This is a genomic window from Pontibacter mangrovi (assembly GCF_006385705.1).
In the GTDB taxonomy this organism is placed as follows: domain Bacteria; phylum Bacteroidota; class Bacteroidia; order Cytophagales; family Hymenobacteraceae; genus Pontibacter; species Pontibacter mangrovi.
Genome location: NZ_VFRQ01000002.1, coordinates 160,631 through 183,144 on the forward strand (window position 1 = coordinate 160,631; position 22,514 = coordinate 183,144).

Here is a 22,514-nt window from a genome sequence, read left to right on the forward strand (position 1 = left end):
TATAAATTGCCCAAAGTTAAGGCAAAATGTTGGGGCTCGCAAAAGTAAAAGCCCCGGAGCCGGATTATTTTACAGAAAAGCCTACGGCAAAGGCCAACAATGCGGCGGCTTTGGCAGTTAATACAAGTATAACCAGAACACAGAAAGCTATGAAAAACCCGAAAGAAGACGATATCATCACCAATGCAGATGAAAGCAAAAAGTTGCCAGACGAGAACCCCGAGCCGCTGACCGGCGTGAAGAAAGAGGGAGTGGATATTCTGGACAAAGAGCAGGAAGGCGTGGAGGAAGGCGGCAACGTGGCGGCTAAAAACGAGGAAGTAACCCGCGAGCTGGACGGCAGCAACGCCAACAACCTGCGCACCAAGTAAAGCGCTGTAAAAAGTACAAAACCAATGCAACGGCTGCGTGCTGGGGCATTGGTTTTAAAAGCCTTTATCTGCGTTACGACATGAGTTTATATATTAAAATCTTACTGTTTTATTATAGTTTACTCCTTGTATATCAGTAGATAATTTGTTAAAATTATGGAACGTAAACGTAGCTCTAAATCAGTAGCCTATGGTTCTATCCTCTACTCCCTATCACCACATAGAGCACTACCCTACCCATAACGTCATCGTTAGCCAGTGGTATGGGGCGTGCACCAGCCAGGAATACCGCGACACGCTCAGGCACTTTCTGCACCTGGTTACTTCTATGGGTGTGCCATACGCTATTTCAGACCGGCGCCTGCTGCCTCCCATCCCTATCGAGGACACGCGCTGGACCCTGAGAGAGTTCCTGTCGGATTTCCGGAAGCTGCCGCTCAAGCGCTTTGCTTTTATCAACTCCTTTGACCCCATTGCCGAAAAGCAGCTGCGCTATTTTGTAGATAACGAGAAGGTTGTTCCCTTTCCCTTTGAGGTTGAGGTGTTTGAAGACCTTACCTCCGCTTACGAGTGGCTGATGTCCGCTTCTTTAGAATAAGAGAGCTTATTTGCCTGCCGCCGCGGCCTCCTGTCGCACCTGCTCCAGCGTTTGCGTAAGCTGGTCGTAAGGCTGGTAGCCGCGCGCCACCAGGTATAGCTTTTCGCCCGCCTGGCACACTACCGCCGGAAACCCGTTTATCCCCCAGTTTTCCACCAACTCAAACTCCCGCCGTGCCTTTTCCAGGTAATTGCTGTCATTAAACTTCTCCCTGAAACCGTCTTCGTCGGCCCCAAAGGCGCGCACCACGGTCATGTAGGCCTCTACTTCGTTCAGGTCCTTGCCTTCCTCAAAATGCAGTTTCTGTATGGCCGCCGCCAGCGGCACCTGCAGTTCCGGATACTGCTCTTTAAGTATGGCCATGGCCACAGCGGGCGGTTCCGAATTGGTCAGGTATGTGCCTTTGTCCAGCACCTCGCGGTGGTAGGTGTCAGTTAGTTTTACGCCGGTTATCTCCTGCAGCCTTGGCTCTACCTGCCTGATGTAATCAGCCATGCCGCTGATAGGCCGCACATTGTTGCCCCGGATCATGCCGCCGCTCAGCACCTCAAAAGTATAGTCCTGCCGGTGCTCCTCGTACAGCCGCGCTATCACCGGGCTCATGCCGTAACACCAGCCGCACAGGGCGTCCTGCACATAGTATAGTTTCTCTATTTTCATATCTCGATAGTTCATTTACCCCTGTTCAACCCTGCAACATTCTAAATGTTCAACTGCCCTTCTGGTTAAAACTACGCACATATTGGAGCACATTGTTATACCTTTTGCGGAATAGAGCGTAAAAGTATGGTTATATAACTTTTGTACAACAAACATTCAGGACTATGAAAAAGAACTTAATTACATTTTGTGCCACTGCCTTTGCAGTAGCTGCTCTAACTATCGGAGGCTGCACCACCTCGGACGGCACCACCACCGAAAGCGAAGGTATGGACACAACCGAGGATGATTATGGTACCACAACCGGAACAACCACCGGTACAACAACGGGTACCACCACCGGCACAACAACGGGAACAACGACAGGTACGACCACTGGCACAACGACCGGCACCACTACAGGTACCACCACATCCGGCACAACGACGGGCATGACGACTGGTACTACTACCGGCACCACTACTGGTACAACAACCGGAACTACTACTGGTACGACTACCGGCACGACTACTGGCACTACCACCGGTACAACAACGGGTACCACTACCGGCACAACTACCGGCACTACCACAGGAACAACGACGGGCACGACAACAGGCACTACAACCATGTAGCCATCTTGACGCCGCACAGTTATATTTAGGAAAGGCAGGCACCGGCAGGTATTTGCCTTTCCGCTTTTAAACAGCATCCTCTGCCGCCTATGAAGTACCTGGAGCAATACCTGCGAAAAGTTTTTACCGTAGACCTTCGGGCGCTTGCCCTGATGCGCATCTGGGTAGCAGGCATTGTGCTGCTGGACCTGGCGATACGGGCCACCGACCTGGAGGCCCATTACTCCAACATGGGCGTGCTGCCGCTGCACGTGCTGCACCAGCACCTGTGGCTGCCGCAGTTCTTCTCGCTGCACGCGCTTAGCGGCCTTTGGCAGGTGCAGGCGCTCCTGTTTATACTTGCCGCCGCTTTCGCCATCAGCCTGCTGCTAGGGTATAAGACGCGCTTTTCAACAATAGCTACCTGGCTGCTGCTGCTCTCGCTGCAAAACCGTAACCCGCTTATAGAGCAGGGCGGCGACGACCTCCTCCGGATGCTGCTTTTCTGGGGTATCTTTCTGCCCTGGGGCAGGTTCTATTCTGCTGATGCCGTGCATGCGCGCCAACAAGGCGTGGTTCCGCAGCAAACCTCCTACTTCAGCGCCGCCACCATCGCGTATATTGTGCAGGTGGGGCTGGTATACGTCTGCACCGCCCTGCTCAAAGACTCCCCCGAATGGCACACCGATGGCACCGCTTTATACTATGCCCTCAGCCTGGACCAGATTCTGATGCCGCTGGGGCGCCTTATTTACCCTTACCCCGAGCTGCTGCGCATGCTTACCCTTACCACCTGGTATACCGAGCTGCTGCTGCCCTTCCTGCTGCTCATCCCTTTTTACAACAATTTCTTCCGGATAGTGGTGGTGCTGGTGCTCACCGGCTTTCATATCGGCATCAGCCTGACACTTTTCGTGGGGCTATTCTACCTCATTAACATTGCCTCAGTGGCCGGCCTACTGCCTGCTCCCGTTATGGATTGGCTCGACAGGCGCGTGCTGGGCTCCTTCCGAAGGCCAGGGCTGGGGCAGTTCAAAAACATCTTCGGCAGGCTTAGCAGCCCAGTAAGTATAAAGGTGCAGGTTAACTGGCGAAAGCCGCTCCTGCCCCGGCACCTGCTGGCCCCCATGCGCAACGGCTTGGTGGCGGCCATGCTGTTTTACTGCCTCTGGTGGAACCTGAGCACCACTAACCTGTCGCTTTACAAGCTCCCCGACAGCAGCCGCTGGTTTGGCTACCTCCTGCGCCTGGACCAGCACTGGGGAATGTTTGCGCCTGTGGTGTTTAAGGATGATGGCTGGTATGTGCTGGAAGGCTACACAGCGGGCGGCAACCGCATAGACCTGAACCAGCAAGGCAAAGAGGTGGATTACACCAAACCGGCTTCTGTGGTGTCGCTGTTCAAGAACGACCGCTGGCGTAAGTACTCTGAGAACTACCTGTTCATCCACAACGCCTACATGCGGCCATACTATTGCAACTACCTCATGCGCCGCTGGAACGAGGCCCACCCGCAGCACCCCATCCGGCAGTTGGAGGTTGTGTACATGAAGGAGCCCTCCCTGCCCGATTATGAACTGGCCGACCCTACCCGCGAGGTGCTTTGCAGCTGCGCCAACCAGCCCGAGTAAACACCGCTACCACTTATTTTGATTTCTTCCGTAAAAGATACCTTAATCAACAAAAACGGAAACTATGAAAAGTAAATATGCATTTGTGATGGCCACCGCCATGATGGCCGCCACAGCCTTTACGAGCTGCAGCAACGAGAACACTACCGGCGTAGACACCGACGGCGCCACCCAGGCAGAGGACATGGACAACAGCACCCGCATGGACGAAGTAACAGCCGACACCATGAACAACGCCGGCAGCGGAACCATGGGCGACACCATCAGCACCGACATGAATCAATAATACCAATATCAGTTAGTTCGTGCGCAGTGCCTTTACAGATTTACAGGCTGATTCCCCTCCTTGGAGGGGCTAGGGGCGGGTTTTAGGCTGTTGGCAAACTTTGGAGCCAATCCATGCGCAATAATCAATCAAGATTAGTATACAGAGTATTTTATACTTTAGAACAGCAAAGGCAGGCACCACTAAGCGCCTGCCTTTGCTGTTTCTTTTTTGCTGATGTGCTATACTTCTTCTCCGGCTTCTTCGTCGCCGCTGAGGGCATAGCCTACGGCTGCCGCCACCATACCTCCCAACAGGTAGTAGCCTATCGTCATGGCTTGAGTTTGTGAGGTGCGGTTGCTTGGCTCCTTGCCCAAGCCTAAGGGCCCGGGCAGCAGCACGGCTCCGGCTCCGGCAGCCGCGCCCAGCACAGCTCCCCGCCACCAGGCGTCCTTGCCCGTGCCGGCCAGGCTATAGTATACCGAGTTCGACAGGATATCGCCTACCAGCGACCAGTTGTGCAGTTCCCCTTTATCCTGCGGGGGCTCCTCTCCCGACATTTTCATTAGCTTGGAGATGGCACGCATCCCCAGCACATCCATGCGTGGGGCATCGGGCACCAGGCGGCGCACCGTTTCGTGCACCAGCGTCAGGACGCAGGCCCCTGCCAGTCCGCCCGCCACTGCTTTTATTGCGTTGTTCATAGTCTTATCTGTTTATATTGCCTGCTTCAGGCTTTTTACAAGTATAGGGGCTTTGCCGGCTTAAGGTTACGTTACCACGCGCAGCACATCGGCCCAAACGGCATCTTCCCCTTCCTTGCGCTCGTCTGTGGGGCTATCGAACACCACCAGCACATGGTGCTCGTCCAGCACGGCCAGGCCCTCGGCTTTGTCTTTTCGGCTGTTCTCGCCGGTGCCGTGGGGCACCTCCTGCAGGCGCTCCAGTTCCTTGTTGTGCACCATCTGCTCCTGCTTCCCTACCGCGTTGGGCCAGCGGTAAATGGCTATTACGCCGTCCAGGTCCATGGTGGGGCCTGCCAGCAAGTATAAGTCTTTGCCAAAGAAGCGAAGCTCCCGGATGCCTTTGCCGCGCAGGTTCAGGAAGTGCTTTTTGTAAGGCTTGCCATTCTCCAGCTTCTTCAGGTGCAGCTGCCCCTCCTTGTCCTCTTCGGCCTCCACCTCCAGCACCATGGCCCAGCCGCGCAGCACCGGCCCGCGCAAACCTATAAAGATACGCTCGCCATGTATGGCCAGGCCTTCCACATCAAAGCCGTTATCCTTGCCGGGGATGCTCATAAAAGGACCGATGTGCTCGTCGTGGGCGAGTAGCTCGGTCAGGATGCTGCTGTGGCTATCGCCGTGCAGTTGCGCTGCCCTTAAGGTATGGCCTGCCCTATCGGGGTTCTCCACCTCACGGTATAAAGTATAAAGGCCGGTGCCGGCATCCTGCAGGATGGGGATGCGTGCCAGGAGGTAGCGGTTCGGGTCGTTCTTTACGTGCGCCAGCCGTTTCATCTGCTTTGTCACCGACTGGTGGCGCTTGGGTTTGCTGCGTTTCAGGCTGTGCGAGCCCATGATCCAGAGGTAGTGGTTGGCCATGCCCATGCCCTCGATGTCTATCTCGCTGTCCCCTTTGGCTGGCAGATCGATAAACTTCTCCAGGTCGAAAGACTGGTGGTCGCCATAGGAGCCGTCGGGCTGCAGGGTAAGGCGCTCAATGGTGGTGCGCTCATCGCAGCTGAGCCACAGGTTGTTGCCTGTACAAAGTACCGTGGAGAGCCCGTCGCGCACATGGTCGCCGCCCGGGCTCAGGCTCAGGGCAGGGTCAAACTGAAGTATAACCTTCTTTTTCATTCTGCAGTTTTTAGATAGTAGGTATGGCTGTGTACGAGCCCTTACCTCCGTATGTAACGCAAACACTACAAATAACCATTCAGGAAGTATGGAATCATCAGAGAAAAACCAATTAGAGAAGGCCACCTTTGGCGCCGGGTGCTTCTGGGGCATAGAAGAAGCCTTTCGGAACACGCCGGGCGTAATAGGCACAGAGGTGGGCTACATGGGCGGCCACACGTCGAACCCCACTTATGAGGACGTCTGCTCCGGCCGCACCGGCCATGCCGAAGTGGTACAGGTCAGGTTCGACCCGAAGCAGGTAAGCTACGATCAGCTGCTGCAGGTATTCTGGCAGGCCCACGACCCCACGCAGTTTCACCGGCAAGGGCCGGACGTTGGCTCGCAGTACCGCTCGGTGGTGTTTTTCCACGATAACGAGCAGCGCCTGATGGCCGAAACCACGAAAGAGAACTGGCAGCAGTCGCCGGAGTTTAGCGGGCGGCAGATTGTAACCGAGATCGTGCCTGCCGATACGTTTTATAGGGCAGAGGAGCACCACCAGCATTACCTCCTGAAGCATGGGCAATCGTCCCGCCGTGCTTCTTAGCCCGTTTCCTACTTTCTGCGGCATAAAAAAGCCGGCCTCCTGAATCAGGAAGCCGGCTTTATTGCCCTCAGGCCTTCAGCTTACTTTACGCGAGCGTTTGTGCCGGAAGATGAGCCAGAGCGGCTAGCAGTCATGTTACCAGATGAGTTGCTGGAGCTACTGCTTTGCTGGTGCTTGGCATTGGCCTCGTGCATGGCATTTTTGGCAGTAGATGCAGCCGAGCTGATCTGGTTCTTAATCTTGTTTTTGTTTTTCTGGCTTAAGGCCACCCATCCTGCGCCCAGCGCTAAAACGGCACCGCCTACCATGGCTTTCTGCTTCGTGCTCATGTTGCTGATAGTGGAGGCCGCAGAGCTACCGAAATTCGACAGTTTGTCCTGAATGTTCTTCATGCCGCCCTGTCCGGTAGTGGCCTGCTGGTTGCTGCGGCCCTGCATGTTCTGGCTGCTGTTGCTCTTGTTTGAAGAGGATGTGCTGCCAGTTGTAGCATTTGTGCTGCTCTGCGTGCCGCTAGATGGTGTTGTATTGGATTTAGCCTGCGCTTGTGTTTGCGTGGTTGTGCTATTATTCTTGTTTGTTTCCATGGGTCTAGTTTTTATGTCTAATTTAAAAATGATACAATTTAGACCGTGCCTTCACAGCCTTGCATGCAGGGCGATCAGCAAAGTCTTAGGTATATTTTATCGTTAAATCCAGAGCTTAGTTGCATTAAGTGCTATATTTTTACGCTAAAACGGGTTTGCCTAACTTATTTGCACCTTTCGCCCCAGGTCTTGGCGCTTACACAAACAAGTACAAAAAACACAAAAGCCGGATTTTTTACCTGTTGGCTTGAAGCCCCTCTAGCTGCACCAGGTACTCCTGTATTTCCTCCCACTCCTTCTGATCGTCCTCGTCCTGCGCTGCCGGGGCTTTGGCCTGTGCAAAAAAAGACAACATGTGCTGCTGCAGCGGAGGCCTTACCTGCTCAAAATCCGATTTCGCCAGTTTCTTCAACAGCTTGTGGTACGTTTCGTCGGTAAGCGGGTAAGCATCTGGGTGTGAAGGCTTGCCTGTGTCCAGCTCAATGTTGTGCAACTGCGGCGCGTTAGGCCGTAGCTGCTTTACCTGTGCAGTGTAGTTATCCACCGTCACGTTGAAGCTGTTTAGGTACAGCTCTTCGGCAGCCGGTGGTGGCGGCACAAAAGCCAGCGGGCGCAACGGCCCCACCTTGGGCAGCACGCGCAGCACCCAGGCCACGGCACGCGCAAAAAAGTGCGGGCGCTCATACTCCTGCCCCCACTGCGCATGGTAGCTGGCCCTGCTCATGCGGTATACAAACTTGCGGCGGGTCATGCTGGCGTCCTCCTCCTGGATTTTGCTTTTCTTGGCCTGCCAGGCCGCCTTCGTCAGCTCCGGAAACAGCCCCCGGATAGTATAGCGGTAGCTCCCGATAGCCAACTTCAGGCTCGTGAACACATCCTGCAGCTCCAGGCCATAGGTTTCCAGAAATGCCTCCTCCAGCAGCTCCTCTGCCACCTCAAAGCCTATAAAATCCTGGTAGGCCTCCGGGGCGTAGCTGCCTCGGGCCACCTGCAGCACATCAAAGCCAAATTCTGTTTTTACATGCGATATGGCATCATCGGCGTAGGTTACGGTGTCGCCGTACTCCTGCCTGACCTTAGGGTAAACCAATGGCACTGCCCGGTTTGTGCCGATGGGATGGCCGTATGTGTCGGAGTAGAAGTGCGCCATGGCACCCAGCGCAAACCCGAGTTCCTCTACCGTATCAGCGTGTCGCAGCAGGCTCTCTACAAAGTCGCCGCTGCGCACGTAGTGGGTAAGGTCTGTAAAAAACGTGTTGCCGAAAGGATAGTAGCCCATGTCCTGCACAATGGAGCCGCCGTAGGCATAGGCGTGCGCCTTTTTCAGGTCGGCCTCAGAGGCGTAGGGGTAGCGGCGCTGCAACAGCGGCTTCAGGCTGGTTTCCCAGGAGGCGTCTATCACGGCCTGGTGCGTCAGCACGCCGTAGGCTTTTGCAGGAGAGGTGGGCACCAGGGCAAGTGCCAACAAAGCCAGCCACAGCGACCAGCTATATATGCTCTGTTTCATACCTCCCTGATACGGAGATACAGCTAAAAAGTAGGCCAACTACCGTCGCTCGCGCTCCCTCGCCCTATGGTACTGGGCTACCTCTACGATGCTAGCCCCAACCAGCAGCCACAGCACGCCCAGCAGGTACCCTGCCAGCACATCCGACAGGTAATGCACCCCCAGGTAGATGCGGCTAAAGCCCACCAGCAGGATAAACAGCAGCGCTGCCCAAACCAGCAGTTGCCGCTGCCAGGCAACATTTAGGTGCCGATACAGCAGGTAAGCCAGCATGCCATACAGCGCCATGGCCGTGGTAGCGTGCCCGCTCGGGAAAGAAAAATGGTCTACGACATAGTAGGCAAAATCAGCGCCGGGGCGGTTGCGACTGATGATCTTCTTGCCATACTGCACCACCAGCCCCACGCCGCCCATCACAAGCCAGAAAGCCACCAAGCCCACCCACCGCCTGCGCAGCAAAAGCAGAAGGGAGGCAAGCGCGCCCACTATGAAAACCGCCAACCTGTCGCCGAGCCAGGAGATCGTATAAAGCACCTGGCTTAGCCACTCCGTCCGTACACTGAAAAGCATCTCGGTAAAGTGCTTGTCCACCGTCACGATCCACTCCGACTCCACCACGCTTTCGGTTAGGTTAGAGAGCAGCGCCACGTTTACCGCGCCGGCCAGCAGCACCAGGGTTAGCGGGAGCCCAATAAAATAGTTCGGGTCGAACCGCGCTACCACAAAAGAGATCAGTTTGGGGTAGCGCTGCAACAGGCGCTGCACAGCAGGTTGGCGCAGCACCTCGCTGGTTATACTTCTTACCTTGTCTATAAGTATGTTTTTTTTCATAAGCACGACCTGATGAGCATATACGCAGCCCGTATCCTTTGTTTTACTTTTTCCGGTCTTAGCCTGCAATTGCCACACCTCCACCCTAAAAACAAGGTCTTCCACAACATTCACGGCCTAAATAAAGTACATATTTACTATGAAGGAGCGAGACAATGTGTTTGATAAGATCATGCTGGTGCTGGGGGCGCTCCTGCTGGTATTGTTCTGGGCGCGGTTCCCGGCCCTACCCACTGCCGAGGAACATTACTTTACCACTTATACTTCTGCCGGGCCCAACATCGCTCATACTTCCAAATGGACCTACATGAAGCCTGACAAGGCGCTTTCGCCGCGCCAGGTAGTAAGCATACAGCTGCGCGCCCTGCAGCAGAACGACCCTGCCGACAGCGGCGTGATCACCTTGTTCAACTTCTCCTCGCCCACCAACCGCATGCACCTCGGCTCCCTCAACCATTTCCGGCTGATGGTGCGCGAGCCTGCCTACAGTACCATCATCAACTTTAAAAGTTACAAAACAGGGCAGCTTGTGGTGGATGGCAAGCATGCGTACCAACTGGCGGTGCTGGAAGGCAAAGACGGACAGCAGCAGGCCTTCATGTTTATACTTACCAAGCAGCGCAAAGGCTCCTACAAAGGCTGCTGGATGGTGGAGGGCGTGGCCCGCATGGAAGAAGCCCCCATGACCAGCCGCCTGTAAAACCCTTTTCCTGAGCCGCTCTTTATACTTTGGCACTGCCTGTTGCACCACCACTGGCTAGTTTGCCGTATCTTAGGCTGTAAAACCAGATTCAGATGAACCCGACCACAGCCTTTCCTCTCCCTATCATAGATTTGCACTGCGATTTACTGGTATACCTGACCGATGTGCCCAATTCCGACATGAACCATGTAGAGGAGATCGGCTGTGCCGTGCCCTCGCTGGTGGCGGGCAACGTGAAGCTGCAGGTAATGGCCATCTACTCGGCCACGGGCCCCGGCAGCACCCGCTACGCCGGGCTGCAGCGCGACATGTTCCGGCAACTGGCCGATGCCGACAACTGCCTCACCGCCGTTACCGACGTGCCGCAGCTACGGCAGGCTATGCAGCAGACAGGAAGCACCGGCATGGTGGCCGCTATCGAGAACGCTACCGGCTTCTGCGAGGAAGACGAGCCGCTGGAAGAGGGCTTTAAACGCTTGGAAAAGATGATAGAAGTATGCGGCCGCATCCTCTACATCAGCTTTACCCACCACACCGCCAACCGCTTTGGCGGCGGCAACTCCTCTGCCCCCACGCATGGCATCACCACCGACGGGCGCATGCTGCTCGACTACCTGCACGGCCGGCGCATTGCCGTGGACCTCTCCCACACCAGCGATGCCCTGGCTTTCGACATCCTGACGCACATCGACGCCGAGAACCTGGACATTCCTGTTATCGCCAGCCACTCTAACTTCAGGCCGGTGTGGCCGCACGAGCGCAACCTGCCCGACGAGCTAACGCAGGAGATCGTTCGCCGGCAAGGCCTGATCGGGATGAATTTTCTGCGCAAGTTTGTGAACACCGAGGACCCGGAGGCACTGCTGCAGCACATAAGGTATGGCTTTGCGCACGGCGCGGAAAACGCCATCTGCTTTGGGGCGGATTATTTTTACTTTGCCGATGAGCCCGACCAAAGCCGCTACCCTTTCTACTACAAAGCCCACGAGCAGGCCGGCACCAGCTACGCCTACCTCCTGGACCGCCTAAAAGCCCAGCTGCCGCAGGAGCAGCTGCAGCAGCTGGCTTATGGCAACGCGCTACACTTTATCGAGCGCATCTGGCGCTAAAACCGCGGCGGGTTTCCATGCAAGAACCTTTTATATTATCAGGCTGTCCGCAAAGTATAAATCAGAAAGGATTGGTTTATACTTTAAAATTTCTATATTTAGTGAAGGTAGAAGTATAGATTGCCGATTTGTCGCAGTCTTGCCTTGTTAAATAGATACTTTCACTAAAAATCCTATTTACATGAAGTTTCTCGGGCTGTTTCTGCTGTTAGCGGGCCTTGTATCGCTGGTGCTGGAGTTTACTGGCGCTAACTTAATAGTTCTCAATTGGTTAAGCCAGTTCGGCGAAACCGCAAGCTGGGCCATCCGCATTGGGGTAACGGTTTTAGGAGGCGTGATTTACTACCTGCGGCGCCACGACGACTAGATTTGAGGTGAAATTTGTATATAGATTATTTGCCATGTGCAGATAAACTCCGTATACGCAGTAATAGTGCCTAACTGCGCCCAAACCTTTAAGCCGTAACACCATGGATGCTCAGGATTACACGCCTCGCTACATACAAATAAACGAGCTGTACATCGACACGGTAGTGATAGATGACACGGAGTTCATAACCCTCTGGTGCTTTACGGTGCTGGATGACGAGTATAAGTTCGTTTACCTGGGCTGCGATTTCGGGCAGCTGAACCAGATCCTGTTTGCCGCCGGCGACAAAGGCCGCGAGGTGGCCCTGCATTTGGCCGAGGTGCTGGACAAGCCCTACGACTCGCCTACGCTTATTCCGGTGAAGGAGAAGTTTGGGGAGTACCTGGAGCTTACCGGCCACGACATTATTGTGTATGAGCCGCTGGCTGTGGAGGACGGGCTGGAAGAGTATGACGAGAACGACGAGGAGATGCCCATCGAGCACCTGTTCGGAGGCAAGCCAAACAAAACCCGCCAGAAATACCTCATCTACCAACTCGACAAGCTATACCCTTCTAAAGTTTTTGAGCCGGAGAAGCAGGCTGCCGAAGAGCAGACAGGCTGTTTTGAAGACGACTCGCTGGAGATGGCGCAACTATACTATGATTACCTGAACGCGGTGGAAAACGGCTACTCCCACTGCGAGGCGCGGCAGGTGGCCGGGCTCGAGCGGGAGCTTTTCTTCCGGATGGCCCGCAAAGCCTCCGAACTCTGGCGGTAAAATTCTCTGCTATAACACCTCTTCCACCACGTCTTCAGTGGTAGCCAAACTGCCTACGTTGCTGGTTTCCTCCTGCAGGTGCGCGCGCATGTTCATCAGCCAGTCCCGCGTTTTTGGCTCCTCTGCTTTTAGCAGCGCCTCTTCATACCTGCTCAGTTGGGCATGATGCGTGCTCAGCACAAATTCCTGGTAGTGCGTATCCAGTTCCTCCCCTTCCAAAAGCTTAAACTCCAGCACCAGCCCCAGGTCGGCACCGCCCAGGCTATCGGGTAATTGAATTTTCTGATGATGCCGTACCAGCTGCTGCAGCTCCTTCAGCGCATTTCCATGAAACGCCACGGCCTCTAAAGCCATACTTCTGGCCTGCTGTGTGCTGCCTTTCTCGGCCACTACTTTCGCAATCTCCACCTGCAGCATATTGCTGCTGGCGGCATAGTCCCAGAAGGCGGGCTGGTGCAGCAAACCAGTGTTCCTGCGCGATTGAAGAGCTGTTTTCTGCTCTTCGGAGGGGCCTTGGCAGGCCAGTACCAATAAAAAAACGGTGCCGAGGGTAAAGGTGATAACTTTATCTAAAAACATGAGTTGTCAGGGTGCAAGTACTGGATTGTTATACCCTATACTGCACAGGCCGCCGCTTTGGTTGGGCTACTCATAAGATTCATCATAAAGTATAAATTTGGCTGGATCAATTACCAGAAGCGCATCAGAAAGTATAACTTTTCCGCACCACCGTTAGGTTGCTGTCGCGGCCCTGGTCGGGAACCACGTAGGCCGGCCGCGCCGACGGCACCAGTTCCGGCGGCAGCCCTATGCTTTGGTCGTAGAGATAGAGGGTGAGCGGCACGCCTGCAGCAAGGCGCAGCTCTAGCACCGCCTGCTTGCTCTCGGGCAACCCGTAGTAACGCGTAAAGTATACTTTTCCTGCAGCGGTTTCTGCAGGGGTAAGCGAAAGCCGCTGCCCAGCCAGTTTTATACTTTGCAACGAGGCAGTGTCCGGCACCTGCACCGCTACCTCCAGATGCGCCGCCCCACGCACCGACAGCAGCTGCAGGCGCAGCCGCCGCTCCTCTCCGGCAACAGAGTCTTGCAGCACCGTAGCTGTTGGCGCTGGCAGGTTCAGAGGCTTTGCCTGGCTCTGCATGTATGGGATTGACGCGTTGGGGTATACCTGCCGCAACGGGCCTTGGGTTGGTGCTGTAAAAAACTGGCGGTTCCAGGCATCGGTGCGCTGGAAGCGCGAGGCCCACCAAGCCTTCCCCGCATCGGCATTAAGAAAATAGCTGACGTGGCTGTGCAGCGGCCGCTCCGCAGAAGGGCGCTCGCCCGCCACAGCATTAGCCAACAACCCACCGCCAGCCAGCAGGAGCAACAGCGGCAGCAACGGCACGCCTTTCCAGCGCAGCCCCGCCTCCATAAAGGCGAGCAAAGGCAGTAGCAGCCCCGCCAGCAGCAGTGCCAGCACCACCATACCGTAGGGCAGTTGCAGCGCAAAAGCCATAAACACCACCTCGGCTATGGGCAGCAACAGCAGAACAGCCGGCGCAGCGCCTATCAAAAGTATAAAGACATGTTTGGGAGCCATGCGCTGCAGCTCCAGCCCGCCGGAAAGCATGACCGCCAGCAGCGCCCCCACGCTAAACAGCAGCGGGAACAGGAACAGGTAGGCGGCATTAGGCACGACCAGGTATACCGCTATCAGCAGCACAAACTGAAGGATGAACACGCCCAGCACCAGCGACAGCAGGCGCACCCGCCGCAGCCACAGCCAGCCTAAAAGCTGAAAAAGCCCCAGCGCTAGCAGCAGGTAGGCAGCAAAAAAACCGCTTTCGCCATACACGCCGTTGTGCCGCTGCGCAAAGGGCAGCTGTTGCCACACGCCCTCGTTTAGAGGGTAAAAAAGCAGCACGATGACTACCAGCGTAAACAAGTATAAACCTACGCCCGACACAATGCCCCAGCCCCTTACCACCTCCTGCCGTAGCGCCACACGCACCGTTACAAACAGCAGCAACGTGGTGAAGGCCACCCAAAGCAAATTCAGGCTGGACTTATAGTTGACCACCCAACCACCTATGGCATTAAAGAACACCCTGTCCCTGGCTTTGGTACTGCTGAGGGAGGTGCGCCCGAAGTGGCGGGAAAGCGCCAGCAGGTTGCTGCCGTGCTGCTGCAGGCTGCGCAGGCTAAGGTTTTGGGGAGTGTCGGTGGATTTGTGGTAATGGGCAAAGCCCTCGATAAAAGCAGCGTTCAGGCCCGCGTAGCCAGCATCTTTAAACACTGTGAAATCAGTATTGTTGGGCATGCGGCTGTATATTTCGTAAGCCAGCGAACTGAAGTAAGGATAAGGCGCCGCCGCTGCATACTGCTTCACAAGCCACCCGTTCTTAGGGCTCATCTCGAAAGTCATACTTGGCCCGGCATTGCCCCGTCCCTCCAGGTTCAGGACCAGTGCCACCTCCTGCGCCCACGGGTGCTGCAGAAAAGCGGTCGCGCCAAACAGCCCATACTCTTCGCCATCCGTCAGCAGCACGATCACGTCATGTTGCATCGGGGCAGCGGCTTTCAGGGCACGTACTGTTTCCAGGATGGCGGCTACGCCTGCACCGTCGTCGGCGGCTCCGGGGGTGTTTGGCTGCGAGTCGTAGTGGGCCATCAGCAGGATAGCCTTGCTACCGGCACCGCTGCCTTTCAGCCTGCCCAGTACATTATAAACATGCCCTACCGATTGCTGGTACACAGCCGCGCTTTCCTGCACTTGCGGGTTTAGCCCCAGCTGCGCCAGCTCCTGCAGCAGGTAGCGCCTTACCTCGGCGTGGGCGGCCGTGCCCATGGCGTGCGGCTGCCGGGCAATCTGCCGCACATGCTGCATTGCCCGCTCCGCCGAAAACTCCGAAGCAGGGGCACTGGCCGGCACAGGCGCCGGCGGCCGCAGCAGCCACAAACTCACCAGCGACAGCCCCACCAGCAGGAGCAGGAACAAAAGGGCAACAAAAGAAGCACGCTGGCGCATAGGTTTGGCAGTATAGAATGAAGCTAATATACTTAAAATCTGCACATAAAACAGCACCGGCACCGCCTGTAGCAGGGGCGCCGGTGCTGTTTTTATTTTATACTTGAATGCTGTGCCTTTAAGCCACTTTCTCCTCTTCTTCAGGCTCCAGCACCTCGTTCTGCCGCAGGTGCACCGGTATGGTTTTCTTGCGCAGCCGCATGTTCAGCATCTCCACCAGCAGCGAGAAAAACATCGCGAAGTAAATATAACCTTTCGGGATGTGCTGGTGCAGCGCCTCCACCACCAGCATAAAGCCGATGAGGATAAGGAAGGCCAGGGCCAGCATTTTTACGGTCGGGTGCTTGTTCACGAAGTCGCTCACATACTTGGCAAAGATCAGCATAATGCCCATGGCCAGGATCACGGCAATGATCATCACGATCACCTCCTGGGCCAAGCCAACCGCCGTCAGGATGGAATCGAAGGAGAAGACGATATCGATGAGCACGATCTGCACCAGTATTTTGCCCAGGGTAGCGTGCACTTTGGCCTCTCCGTGCTCTTCTTCCTCGCCTTCCAGCTTGTTGTGGATCTCGGTTACAGACTTGGCCAGCAGGAACAAGCCACCGGCAAACAGGATGATATCGCGCCACGACACGGCAAAATCCGCCGCCGTAAACGGCAGATTAATAGAGAAGAGCGGGTCGGATGCGCTCACGATCCAGGAGATAAACAGCAGCAGGATGATGCGGAAGATCAGGGCCAGCGCCAAACCGATGGTACGGCCTTTGGCCTGCTGGTCGTGCGGCAGGCGGCCCACCACAATCGAGATAAACACAATATTATCGATACCCAGCACCACCTCCATAAAGGTCAGGGTGAGCAGGCTTATCCAGGTATCCGGATTGGCGAAAATTTCCATAGTTTTGGTTTATTGTTGATTGATTATTGTTGATTGTTTTGTTTGTGTAGCCAGTATGCAGCCTATTTATCATGAGATGAATTTACCTTCTGCACTTCATCCTATATTATTGATCAATGGCAACACTGACGTTTTGCACCCAACAATCAACAACAAACAATTAGCAATCTATACTTAACTTTTCATGTTCACGTACTGCAGGGGCATGCCTATTTCTTCAGAGTTGCCGCGCAGCAGGGCGATCACACCTTGCAGGTCGTCTATCTTTTTGCCGGTCACGCGGATGGTCTCGTCCATCATGGCAGCCGATACTTTCAGCTTGCTGTCTTTGATGATCTTCATGATCTTTTTGGACGTATCCTTCTCGATGCCGGCCTTCACCTTGATGTCCTTCTTCAGCATGGCACCCGACTGGTACGCCTCCTTGGAGAAGTCGAGGGCGGTGGCGTCGAGGCCCTGCTTCACCATTTTGCTGATGAGCACGTCCTCGGTATGCTGCACGCGCATTTCGTTCTCCATCGTGATGTTCACCACGTTGTTCTTTTTGTCGTAGTCGATGCTGCCTTTGGTGTCGCGAAAGTCGTAGCGGTTCAGGATCTCCTTGCGGGCCACGTTCACGGCGTTATCCATGGTTTGCGGGTCTACCTTGCTTACAATGTCGAAAGATGCCATAGTTTTATGCTTATACTTTAAAGATTGATTTACTTAATTGAGCCGACAAAGTTATTGCTTAATTGCTGATTGTTTATAGTTGATTGTTGGGTTAGTGGGATTGTTAAATGGCTGCATGGTTAAATTGTTGATTGTTTATAGTTGAACTCCTAAACCAGGGCAAGCGCCTCAGCTACGTACTGCTGCAGTACCTGCAGGAGCGCGCCCGGCAGTTGGCCGCAACACGCATAACGCTGCAGGCCCGCGAAAATGCCGTAAACTTTTACCGCCGCAACGGGTATGAAATGATTGAGAAAATATACCCGCTGTTTGGCTCTTTTCCGCATTACCTGATGGCCAGGCAGCTGTAACCTACTACTATGAAAAAAGAGACAAAACTACTGCTTACCGCCGGCGCCGTGCTGGCTGGTGTGGCCATACTTAGCAGCTGCAGCCGCCAACACGCTCCGCTGCAAACGGTGCCAACCGTAGACCTGCACCGCTACATGGGCCGTTGGTACGAGATCGCACGCCTGCCCCAGCGCTTCGAGAAAGGCTGCCACTGTGTGTACGCCGAGTATAGCCTGAACCCGGATGGCTACGTGGAGGTAAAAAACACCTGCCGCAAAGGCGGGCCGAACGGAAAGGAAGATAGCGCCCAGGGCAAAGGCTTTCCGGTGGAGGGCAGCGGCAACAGCAAACTGCGCGTGCAGTTCTTCTGGCCTTTCCGGGGCGATTACTGGATCTTAGACCTGGACCCTGACTATGCCTATGTCCTGGTTGGCTCCCCCGACCGCGAGAGCCTCTGGGTCCTCTCCCGCACTCCCACCCTGGACCAGGACGTGCTGGAGCGCCTCGTGCAACTGGCCGACCAGAAAGGCTTTCCGGTAGAGAAGCTCCTCATGACCGACCAAAGCTGCTTTACGCAAGAGTAACTATACTTCAGGATTTATACTTACACCAGCTGCCAAGGGTATTTATACTTTGGCAGCTGGTTTTGTTTAGAGGGGCATCCATTAAAGTTGAAAGTATAAACTTTGGTATCGATGCTATATTTTATCCAGAGTTTATTATATTGTAAAAGCTTAATAATTAGATCATCTACAAAAGAAGCCCCTGTAGCTCTTTAAGAAAACAAACATGAGGATAGGTACTACACAAGCCGCACTTGCACCACTATTTATAACTTACCTACTGGTAAAAGTTGTGCACCACCTGGCTGGGTTTAAGTATGATTTGGTAGAGGAAGGTGTACTGAACGCCAAGTTTGCCATTGACCTGGCTTCATGGGGTGTAGTGTATGCTGTTACCTACTTCCTGCTCTCGAAATTAGCTCCTCAAAAAAGTGCGCCTGTTAGGTGAAATCACTTCTGTATGTAGGGCAGTGGGGCGGAGGCTGTCTAAGTCACTATTTTTGGACCGCATAACTTAGTAAATTATAAAAATGAAAACTTGTCTGAAAAGCTGTTTTTGTAAAGTGACTATTATGTTAGTCGCAGTTCTGGCAATTTCCTGTGAGAAAGAAGAAAGCTCTACTCAATTTTACTGGGAACAAACAAAGTGTTCAGACCCTTGGGGAACAGGCGAAAATAACACAAATACGGAAACAGTTCTTGCGGTCACTAAATACTTGGAAGATGAGGGGATTAGTGTGTTAAACGTAGAGTTTGACAACAATTCAGAATTAGATTCACTCTGTGAGTCCTGTGGCTGTGGAACTGGAAAGAGGATTCTGTTAATCGTACCTGAACAAGACTATAGTGATATAGAAAGCTTGAACTTCGTTAGGAAATAATAACGTTATCCAACACAATTCAGCCTTTATGCCTAGCATCGCCTCGCACATCGGCTGCACCAGCCGATGTGCGACACCTAAAAAACAACCACCCTTCTATTTTTGAAACCACCAAAGACCATAGATATGAAGAAATTATACTTCTTATTTTTAGCTTTATTTTTAATCCAAAGCATGGCCGAGGCACAGGAAAAACCGCGTTTCGGGTTGAAGGGCGGCATTAATGTTTCTGATTATACTGGCCGAGGTTATAATGATTTCTCACTGGAGGATACCCGCACCTCATATAATATGGGCCTTGTAAGTGAACTGCCTTTAGCTGCCAAATGGAATGTCCAATCCGAGCTACTTTATTCTGAACAAGGATATGTACTTAACAATAACAATTCCGCAGCTGACCTAGAAGTTGACCTCAATTATCTTCAACTGCCATTACTTGCAGAGCTAAAGCTATGGAAAGGGCTTTATTTACAAGCAGGACCTCAACTCAGTTACCTCCTGAATAAAGACTCTCTTCCGGAAGATGGAGAGAACGGGACAGTATTTAACTACAATCGTGTCGACTTTAGCATTGCATTTGGGGCGGAATATCAATTCCAAAACCTCATGGTGTTCGGCAGGTACAGTAACGGCATAAACCGCATTGTTAATAGCAGCGATGTACAGACGCACAACCGCGTTATGCAATTGGGCTTAGGGATTCTCTTATAATAAGATAAAACTTCTAACATAAGCAGAAAAGTATGAAAACACACATTTTACCACTGTTATTCTTCCTGGCCCTTCTCTCTTTTTCATCCTGTAAAAAGCACAAAAACGAGCCCCAGCTCCCGCCCGCCACAAGGGAGGGCAAGAACACATTCGGGGCGCTGGTGAACGGGGAAGTGTGGCTGCCAAAGGGAAAGCCCAACTTGTACCAGTCGAGCTTAGATGTAGTCTATGACCCTGAGTATCAGGGAGGCGATTTAAACATTATTGCCTATAAGCATGAAACAGATGAGTATCTATCGCTCTTTATGACTCAGCTTGACCATGAGGGAACCTATAGCCTTAACAATCCTGAAATGGGGGCTGCTGGCTTTGCATCAGCTGCTTGTGATTATAGAAATAATAATTCGGAAATAAGCAGGACCGGCAAACTGGAGATCACAAAGCTGGACTTGACCAACGGCATCATTGCGGGCACGTTCGAGTTCACGCTGGCAAAGCCCGGCTGTGACACCATCCGCGTGACGGAGGGCCGGTTTGACAAGAAGCTCTTCTAGCAAGCACATAAGTAAAGCGTGCCCTTTGCCTACCACACTTTTACCATAACCGCTACACCGCCAAACCCAGCCCTCCCCAACTCATGATCAAGTATAGATGAAGTATACATTTGACGTTCTTAGAAGCCGTACGGTAGTAGTATTGTCCTCGATAGCGGTGATGCTGGCACCGTTCTTTCTGATGGGACTTCTGTATACCCCTGCACTCCGCGCACACATTCCAGACTTTCTTTACCGTGACCCGCTGCTGCCCCTGGCAACTCTGGTAATAGCTCCTATTTTCTTGATCTATAACAGAAAGTACCTCTTCTGGGAAACCACTGATGTCGCCTTAGACAAAGTTACCGCGAGGCTAACCGTTGATGGGAAGCAGCACCGCTTCAATGACCTAACGTATTATGAACTAGTGGAAGGCTCTTTATTAACATCCGGGATAGGCCGCCACTTCCTCATTCTCAAGTTCAAGGATAGCAAGAAGATTGATATTGTTCCTTGCAGAACGTCTGAGAGCATTGCCAACTACGATGCTTTTGCGGCACATTTTTTAAGCTTTGTTGATCAGTATTTTGAAGAGGATAAAGAGAAACTGGAGAACAAAACGCTAAAGCGCGTAGCGGTTGCTTTACTTGTGGTGGCTAATGTCAGTTTTATCGTTCTGTTGATTCTCTATGGGAGAGCAGCCGCTAAAATGATCCCGGCCACGCTTACGGTGTAAGGCGTATGCCTCCCCATCATTTTCAAAACCAAAAGAGCAAAAAAAGGAAGAACCAACTCTCACAACAAAGTATAAAGGTATGATTCGTCCTTACTCACCAGCAGACAAGCCAAAGCTTTTGGCCTTGCTGCGCCTCAACACGCCCACCTACTTTGCCGAGGCCGAGGGGGCAGACTTTGCCGAGTACCTGGATACCCGCCGGGAGGAGTATTTTGTGGTAGAGGAGAACGGGGAGCTGATTGGCGGGGGAGGCATCAATTATTTCCCGGAGGAGGGGGTGGCCCGCATTTCCTGGGATGTGATTCACCCGGCGCACCAGGGCAAAGGCATTGGCCGGCAGCTGCTGCAGCACCGGATACGCGTTGTGCAAAGTAAGCCAGGGATGCACACCCTCATTGTCCGGACGACGCAGTTGGTGTACAGGTTTTATGAGAAAGGAGGCTTTGCGCTGGAGAAGACAGAAAAAGACTTCTGGGCCCCGGGCTTCGACCTGTACCAGATGCGGATGCCGCTGGCCAAAGTATAAAGTATAAAAACATCACCCTAACCACCTACCCACATGAAAAAACTTATACTCTCCCTTAGTGCCGCGGCAGTGCTTACCGCCTGCGCCACGCAAAAGCAAGCCACTGGCAGCAACCAGATCACCGGCGACACCCGCACCACCGCCGTGGAGTACCTGGACGACAGAACCTATAAACTAACCGCCCAGGCAGACGACAAAACTTACGGCTTTGAGCAGCAGAACGCGATAAAAGTAGGCGGCGTGCACGATCAGAGCGGTCCCATGAACGAAAGACGCTTCCTGAACGCCTTGTTGGGCCCTAACGGCGAGGCTGTAGGTTATTACCGCGAAGGCAGCTGCTGCACATTTAAAACCCCAAACGGGCTGATGGGTGACGCCGGCTTGCTGGACTTGTACAAAGTGTATTGGGAAGGCGGCACCGACACCCTGAGCCTATACCTGAACATGTATGACGAAGGCGAACTGCTCATTCCGGTTGGCTTTACAGCAAAGGAGTAGTAAAGCGGATTGTTTCTGATGAAATATTATACTATTTTAAGGTATATTTTCAAACCAAAGCCCTCCCAACCATAATGAAAACAACACTACCTCTGCTCGCGCTCTGCTTTATGCTGCTCTCCGGCTGCGCCTCTACCTACACTACCACAGCCCAAATTAAAAAGCCCCAGCAATACACAATGGTATGCTGTCGTGGTGGTAAACACCACGGCCGAAATCAGCCAGCTGGACTCGCTCACCTACGAGCAGCACATCCGGGGCAAGTTCAACAACCTCGAGAACCACCGGCACCGCAGGCAAATGGAAAGAACGCTGGCCCGCAATATTGCGCCACCCGCCACACAAGCAAGGCTGGTAAAATCGTCGGATGTGTTTGAGATAAACACCGATGTGAGCTACAGCGAGTTCCTGCAAAAGATACGCGCCACCGGTGTAGATGGCATTCTGCTGGTGAAGCAAAGCGCTTACTGGCTTACCACCAATTCATACACCTCTGTACACGACGAGTATGTGAGCACAACCACCGCCGACACAGAGCCTAACGCCACTTACCATACTTACCTGATCGACCTGGGTTCGCTAGAGCCCGTATGGTACGCTAACTCTACAGTATCAGGCATCTTCGCAGGTTTCGATACGCTGAACAACCACCTGGCCCGCTCCATCTTCCGAAAACTGCGCAAGGATAAGTATATTTTTGCAGACTATTAAGTATAAAAAAGT

General features: G+C 53.5%; 29 protein-coding genes. 19 read left to right on the top strand and 10 right to left on the bottom strand.

The genetic code is table 11. From position 1 onward, the window contains the following. The first annotated feature begins 149 nt into the window (after nucleotides 1-149). Nucleotides 150-371, top strand: a complete 222-nt coding sequence (locus FJM65_RS04200) for a hypothetical protein (RefSeq protein WP_140619778.1) — start codon at nucleotides 150-152, stop codon at nucleotides 369-371. A 190-nt stretch (nucleotides 372-561) separates the two neighbouring features. Continuing rightward, complete coding sequence (locus FJM65_RS04205; RefSeq protein WP_140619780.1) at nucleotides 562-969, top strand: hypothetical protein; 408 nt, start codon at nucleotides 562-564, stop codon at nucleotides 967-969. 6 nt (nucleotides 970-975) lie between these two features. Here FJM65_RS04205 and FJM65_RS04210 read toward each other — a convergent pair whose 3' ends face one another. Next, nucleotides 976-1,629 carry a DsbA family protein gene (locus tag FJM65_RS04210; RefSeq protein ID WP_181163632.1) on the bottom strand — a complete coding sequence of 218 codons (654 nt, stop codon included), beginning with the start codon at nucleotides 1,627-1,629 and terminating at the stop codon, nucleotides 976-978. 164 nt (nucleotides 1,630-1,793) lie between these two features. Between FJM65_RS04210 and FJM65_RS04215 the strand changes: the two genes are divergently transcribed. From FJM65_RS04215 to FJM65_RS04225, 3 genes are all read left to right on the top strand, one after another. Continuing rightward, on the top strand, nucleotides 1,794-2,243 hold the full coding sequence (locus tag FJM65_RS04215) for a hypothetical protein (protein ID WP_181163633.1): 450 nt from the start codon (nucleotides 1,794-1,796) through the stop codon (nucleotides 2,241-2,243). 89 nt (nucleotides 2,244-2,332) lie between these two features. Then, complete coding sequence (locus FJM65_RS04220) at nucleotides 2,333-3,853, top strand: HTTM domain-containing protein (protein ID WP_140619784.1); 1,521 nt, start codon at nucleotides 2,333-2,335, stop codon at nucleotides 3,851-3,853. A gap of 64 nt (nucleotides 3,854-3,917) precedes the next feature. Next, nucleotides 3,918-4,139 carry a hypothetical protein gene (locus tag FJM65_RS04225; RefSeq protein ID WP_140619786.1) on the top strand — a complete coding sequence of 74 codons (222 nt, stop codon included), beginning with the start codon at nucleotides 3,918-3,920 and terminating at the stop codon, nucleotides 4,137-4,139. Between the two features lie 221 nt (nucleotides 4,140-4,360). Here the strand turns inward: FJM65_RS04225 and FJM65_RS04230 are convergent, their stop codons facing one another. Beyond that, complete coding sequence (locus FJM65_RS04230; RefSeq protein WP_140619789.1) at nucleotides 4,361-4,822, bottom strand: hypothetical protein; 462 nt, start codon at nucleotides 4,820-4,822, stop codon at nucleotides 4,361-4,363. A gap of 66 nt (nucleotides 4,823-4,888) precedes the next feature. Continuing rightward, nucleotides 4,889-5,974 carry a DUF3616 domain-containing protein gene (locus FJM65_RS04235; protein ID WP_140619791.1) on the bottom strand — a complete coding sequence of 362 codons (1,086 nt, stop codon included), beginning with the start codon at nucleotides 5,972-5,974 and terminating at the stop codon, nucleotides 4,889-4,891. An 88-nt stretch (nucleotides 5,975-6,062) separates the two neighbouring features. On the opposite strand from FJM65_RS04235, the gene msrA reads away from it, so the two are divergent. Continuing rightward, nucleotides 6,063-6,563, top strand: a complete 501-nt coding sequence (gene msrA / locus FJM65_RS04240; RefSeq protein ID WP_140619793.1) for a peptide-methionine (S)-S-oxide reductase MsrA — start codon at nucleotides 6,063-6,065, stop codon at nucleotides 6,561-6,563. Nucleotides 6,564-6,643: 80 nt separating this feature from the next. Here the strand turns inward: msrA and FJM65_RS04245 are convergent, their stop codons facing one another. From FJM65_RS04245 to FJM65_RS04255, 3 genes are all read right to left on the bottom strand, one after another. Beyond that, the gene (locus tag FJM65_RS04245) at nucleotides 6,644-7,147 is read right to left on the bottom strand and encodes a hypothetical protein (RefSeq protein ID WP_140619795.1); all 504 of its coding nucleotides are present in this window, start codon (nucleotides 7,145-7,147) and stop codon (nucleotides 6,644-6,646) included. Between the two features lie 235 nt (nucleotides 7,148-7,382). Further along, nucleotides 7,383-8,654, bottom strand: coding sequence for a zinc dependent phospholipase C family protein (locus FJM65_RS04250; RefSeq protein ID WP_140619797.1), 1,272 nt, complete (start codon nucleotides 8,652-8,654; stop codon nucleotides 7,383-7,385). Nucleotides 8,655-8,693: 39 nt separating this feature from the next. Continuing rightward, complete coding sequence (locus tag FJM65_RS04255) at nucleotides 8,694-9,485, bottom strand: phosphatase PAP2 family protein (RefSeq protein WP_140619799.1); 792 nt, start codon at nucleotides 9,483-9,485, stop codon at nucleotides 8,694-8,696. A gap of 139 nt (nucleotides 9,486-9,624) precedes the next feature. On the opposite strand from FJM65_RS04255, the gene FJM65_RS04260 reads away from it, so the two are divergent. The 4 genes from FJM65_RS04260 to FJM65_RS04275 all read left to right on the top strand — a co-directional run bounded on the left by FJM65_RS04260 (nucleotide 9,625) and on the right by FJM65_RS04275 (nucleotide 12,427). Beyond that, the gene (locus FJM65_RS04260) at nucleotides 9,625-10,185 is read left to right on the top strand and encodes a DUF4864 domain-containing protein (protein ID WP_140619801.1); all 561 of its coding nucleotides are present in this window, start codon (nucleotides 9,625-9,627) and stop codon (nucleotides 10,183-10,185) included. A gap of 95 nt (nucleotides 10,186-10,280) precedes the next feature. Continuing rightward, on the top strand, nucleotides 10,281-11,297 hold the full coding sequence (locus FJM65_RS04265; protein WP_140619803.1) for a dipeptidase: 1,017 nt from the start codon (nucleotides 10,281-10,283) through the stop codon (nucleotides 11,295-11,297). A 181-nt stretch (nucleotides 11,298-11,478) separates the two neighbouring features. Continuing rightward, a complete protein-coding gene (locus tag FJM65_RS04270; protein WP_140619805.1) occupies nucleotides 11,479-11,664 on the top strand; it encodes a hypothetical protein in 186 nt (61 codons plus the stop codon). Between the two features lie 103 nt (nucleotides 11,665-11,767). Continuing rightward, nucleotides 11,768-12,427: a hypothetical protein gene (locus FJM65_RS04275; protein ID WP_140619807.1), complete on the top strand. Its 660-nt coding sequence runs from the start codon at nucleotides 11,768-11,770 to the stop codon at nucleotides 12,425-12,427. 9 nt (nucleotides 12,428-12,436) lie between these two features. Here FJM65_RS04275 and FJM65_RS04280 read toward each other — a convergent pair whose 3' ends face one another. From FJM65_RS04280 to FJM65_RS04295, 4 genes are all read right to left on the bottom strand, one after another. Next, the gene (locus FJM65_RS04280; RefSeq protein ID WP_140619810.1) at nucleotides 12,437-13,006 is read right to left on the bottom strand and encodes a DUF4142 domain-containing protein; all 570 of its coding nucleotides are present in this window, start codon (nucleotides 13,004-13,006) and stop codon (nucleotides 12,437-12,439) included. Nucleotides 13,007-13,130: 124 nt separating this feature from the next. Further along, the gene (locus FJM65_RS04285; RefSeq protein WP_140619812.1) at nucleotides 13,131-15,437 is read right to left on the bottom strand and encodes a M20/M25/M40 family metallo-hydrolase; all 2,307 of its coding nucleotides are present in this window, start codon (nucleotides 15,435-15,437) and stop codon (nucleotides 13,131-13,133) included. Between the two features lie 118 nt (nucleotides 15,438-15,555). Continuing rightward, entirely contained in the window at nucleotides 15,556-16,341 is a 786-nt protein-coding gene (locus FJM65_RS04290; RefSeq protein ID WP_140619814.1) for a TerC family protein, read from the bottom strand. A 174-nt stretch (nucleotides 16,342-16,515) separates the two neighbouring features. Next, nucleotides 16,516-17,013, bottom strand: a complete 498-nt coding sequence (locus FJM65_RS04295; protein ID WP_140619816.1) for a YajQ family cyclic di-GMP-binding protein — start codon at nucleotides 17,011-17,013, stop codon at nucleotides 16,516-16,518. Between the two features lie 131 nt (nucleotides 17,014-17,144). Here FJM65_RS04295 and FJM65_RS04300 point away from each other — a divergent pair, with 131 nt between their 5' ends. From FJM65_RS04300 to FJM65_RS04345, 9 genes are all read left to right on the top strand, one after another. Beyond that, the gene (locus FJM65_RS04300) at nucleotides 17,145-17,363 is read left to right on the top strand and encodes a GNAT family N-acetyltransferase (RefSeq protein WP_140619818.1); all 219 of its coding nucleotides are present in this window, start codon (nucleotides 17,145-17,147) and stop codon (nucleotides 17,361-17,363) included. Between the two features lie 9 nt (nucleotides 17,364-17,372). Continuing rightward, nucleotides 17,373-17,927 carry a lipocalin family protein gene (locus FJM65_RS04305; RefSeq protein ID WP_140619820.1) on the top strand — a complete coding sequence of 185 codons (555 nt, stop codon included), beginning with the start codon at nucleotides 17,373-17,375 and terminating at the stop codon, nucleotides 17,925-17,927. 551 nt (nucleotides 17,928-18,478) lie between these two features. Continuing rightward, nucleotides 18,479-18,787, top strand: a complete 309-nt coding sequence (locus FJM65_RS04315; RefSeq protein ID WP_181163634.1) for a hypothetical protein — start codon at nucleotides 18,479-18,481, stop codon at nucleotides 18,785-18,787. 126 nt (nucleotides 18,788-18,913) lie between these two features. Beyond that, on the top strand, nucleotides 18,914-19,498 hold the full coding sequence (locus FJM65_RS04320; protein WP_140619827.1) for a porin family protein: 585 nt from the start codon (nucleotides 18,914-18,916) through the stop codon (nucleotides 19,496-19,498). Nucleotides 19,499-19,530: 32 nt separating this feature from the next. Next, a complete protein-coding gene (locus FJM65_RS04325; RefSeq protein ID WP_140619830.1) occupies nucleotides 19,531-20,052 on the top strand; it encodes a DUF6252 family protein in 522 nt (173 codons plus the stop codon). A 97-nt stretch (nucleotides 20,053-20,149) separates the two neighbouring features. After that, complete coding sequence (locus FJM65_RS04330) at nucleotides 20,150-20,767, top strand: hypothetical protein (protein WP_140619832.1); 618 nt, start codon at nucleotides 20,150-20,152, stop codon at nucleotides 20,765-20,767. 79 nt (nucleotides 20,768-20,846) lie between these two features. Next, nucleotides 20,847-21,293, top strand: coding sequence for a GNAT family N-acetyltransferase (locus FJM65_RS04335; protein WP_140619835.1), 447 nt, complete (start codon nucleotides 20,847-20,849; stop codon nucleotides 21,291-21,293). 33 nt (nucleotides 21,294-21,326) lie between these two features. After that, nucleotides 21,327-21,791, top strand: a complete 465-nt coding sequence (locus FJM65_RS04340; protein ID WP_181163635.1) for a 2-dehydro-3-deoxyphosphooctonate aldolase — start codon at nucleotides 21,327-21,329, stop codon at nucleotides 21,789-21,791. 195 nt (nucleotides 21,792-21,986) lie between these two features. Beyond that, a complete protein-coding gene (locus tag FJM65_RS04345; protein WP_140619837.1) occupies nucleotides 21,987-22,502 on the top strand; it encodes a hypothetical protein in 516 nt (171 codons plus the stop codon). Nucleotides 22,503-22,514 lie beyond the last annotated feature (12 nt).

Bases quoted from the DNA above. Each gene is read 5' to 3' on its own strand.
- FJM65_RS04305 (WP_140619820.1), top strand. From the start codon at position 17,373: ATGAAAAAAGAGACAAAACTACTGCTTACCGCCGGCGCCGTGCTGGCT.
- FJM65_RS04210 (WP_181163632.1), bottom strand. From the start codon at position 1,629: ATGAAAATAGAGAAACTATACTATGTGCAGGACGCCCTGTGCGGCTGG.
- FJM65_RS04200 (WP_140619778.1), top strand. From the start codon at position 150: ATGAAAAACCCGAAAGAAGACGATATCATCACCAATGCAGATGAAAGC.
- FJM65_RS04265 (WP_140619803.1), top strand. From the start codon at position 10,281: ATGAACCCGACCACAGCCTTTCCTCTCCCTATCATAGATTTGCACTGC.
- FJM65_RS04220 (WP_140619784.1), top strand. From the start codon at position 2,333: ATGAAGTACCTGGAGCAATACCTGCGAAAAGTTTTTACCGTAGACCTT.
- FJM65_RS04260 (WP_140619801.1), top strand. From the start codon at position 9,625: ATGAAGGAGCGAGACAATGTGTTTGATAAGATCATGCTGGTGCTGGGG.
- FJM65_RS04255 (WP_140619799.1), bottom strand. From the start codon at position 9,485: ATGAAAAAAAACATACTTATAGACAAGGTAAGAAGTATAACCAGCGAG.
- FJM65_RS04245 (WP_140619795.1), bottom strand. From the start codon at position 7,147: ATGGAAACAAACAAGAATAATAGCACAACCACGCAAACACAAGCGCAG.
- FJM65_RS04205 (WP_140619780.1), top strand. From the start codon at position 562: ATGGTTCTATCCTCTACTCCCTATCACCACATAGAGCACTACCCTACC.
- FJM65_RS04290 (WP_140619814.1), bottom strand. From the start codon at position 16,341: ATGGAAATTTTCGCCAATCCGGATACCTGGATAAGCCTGCTCACCCTG.
- FJM65_RS04230 (WP_140619789.1), bottom strand. From the start codon at position 4,822: ATGAACAACGCAATAAAAGCAGTGGCGGGCGGACTGGCAGGGGCCTGC.
- FJM65_RS04225 (WP_140619786.1), top strand. From the start codon at position 3,918: ATGAAAAGTAAATATGCATTTGTGATGGCCACCGCCATGATGGCCGCC.
- FJM65_RS04270 (WP_140619805.1), top strand. From the start codon at position 11,479: ATGAAGTTTCTCGGGCTGTTTCTGCTGTTAGCGGGCCTTGTATCGCTG.
- FJM65_RS04330 (WP_140619832.1), top strand. From the start codon at position 20,150: ATGAAGTATACATTTGACGTTCTTAGAAGCCGTACGGTAGTAGTATTG.
- FJM65_RS04285 (WP_140619812.1), bottom strand. From the start codon at position 15,437: ATGCGCCAGCGTGCTTCTTTTGTTGCCCTTTTGTTCCTGCTCCTGCTG.
- FJM65_RS04295 (WP_140619816.1), bottom strand. From the start codon at position 17,013: ATGGCATCTTTCGACATTGTAAGCAAGGTAGACCCGCAAACCATGGAT.
- FJM65_RS04315 (WP_181163634.1), top strand. From the start codon at position 18,479: ATGTTAGTCGCAGTTCTGGCAATTTCCTGTGAGAAAGAAGAAAGCTCT.
- FJM65_RS04215 (WP_181163633.1), top strand. From the start codon at position 1,794: ATGAAAAAGAACTTAATTACATTTTGTGCCACTGCCTTTGCAGTAGCT.
- FJM65_RS04340 (WP_181163635.1), top strand. From the start codon at position 21,327: ATGAAAAAACTTATACTCTCCCTTAGTGCCGCGGCAGTGCTTACCGCC.
- FJM65_RS04335 (WP_140619835.1), top strand. From the start codon at position 20,847: ATGATTCGTCCTTACTCACCAGCAGACAAGCCAAAGCTTTTGGCCTTG.
- FJM65_RS04280 (WP_140619810.1), bottom strand. From the start codon at position 13,006: ATGTTTTTAGATAAAGTTATCACCTTTACCCTCGGCACCGTTTTTTTA.
- FJM65_RS04250 (WP_140619797.1), bottom strand. From the start codon at position 8,654: ATGAAACAGAGCATATATAGCTGGTCGCTGTGGCTGGCTTTGTTGGCA.
- FJM65_RS04275 (WP_140619807.1), top strand. From the start codon at position 11,768: ATGGATGCTCAGGATTACACGCCTCGCTACATACAAATAAACGAGCTG.
- msrA (WP_140619793.1), top strand. From the start codon at position 6,063: ATGGAATCATCAGAGAAAAACCAATTAGAGAAGGCCACCTTTGGCGCC.
- FJM65_RS04235 (WP_140619791.1), bottom strand. From the start codon at position 5,974: ATGAAAAAGAAGGTTATACTTCAGTTTGACCCTGCCCTGAGCCTGAGC.
- FJM65_RS04320 (WP_140619827.1), top strand. From the start codon at position 18,914: ATGAAGAAATTATACTTCTTATTTTTAGCTTTATTTTTAATCCAAAGC.
- FJM65_RS04325 (WP_140619830.1), top strand. From the start codon at position 19,531: ATGAAAACACACATTTTACCACTGTTATTCTTCCTGGCCCTTCTCTCT.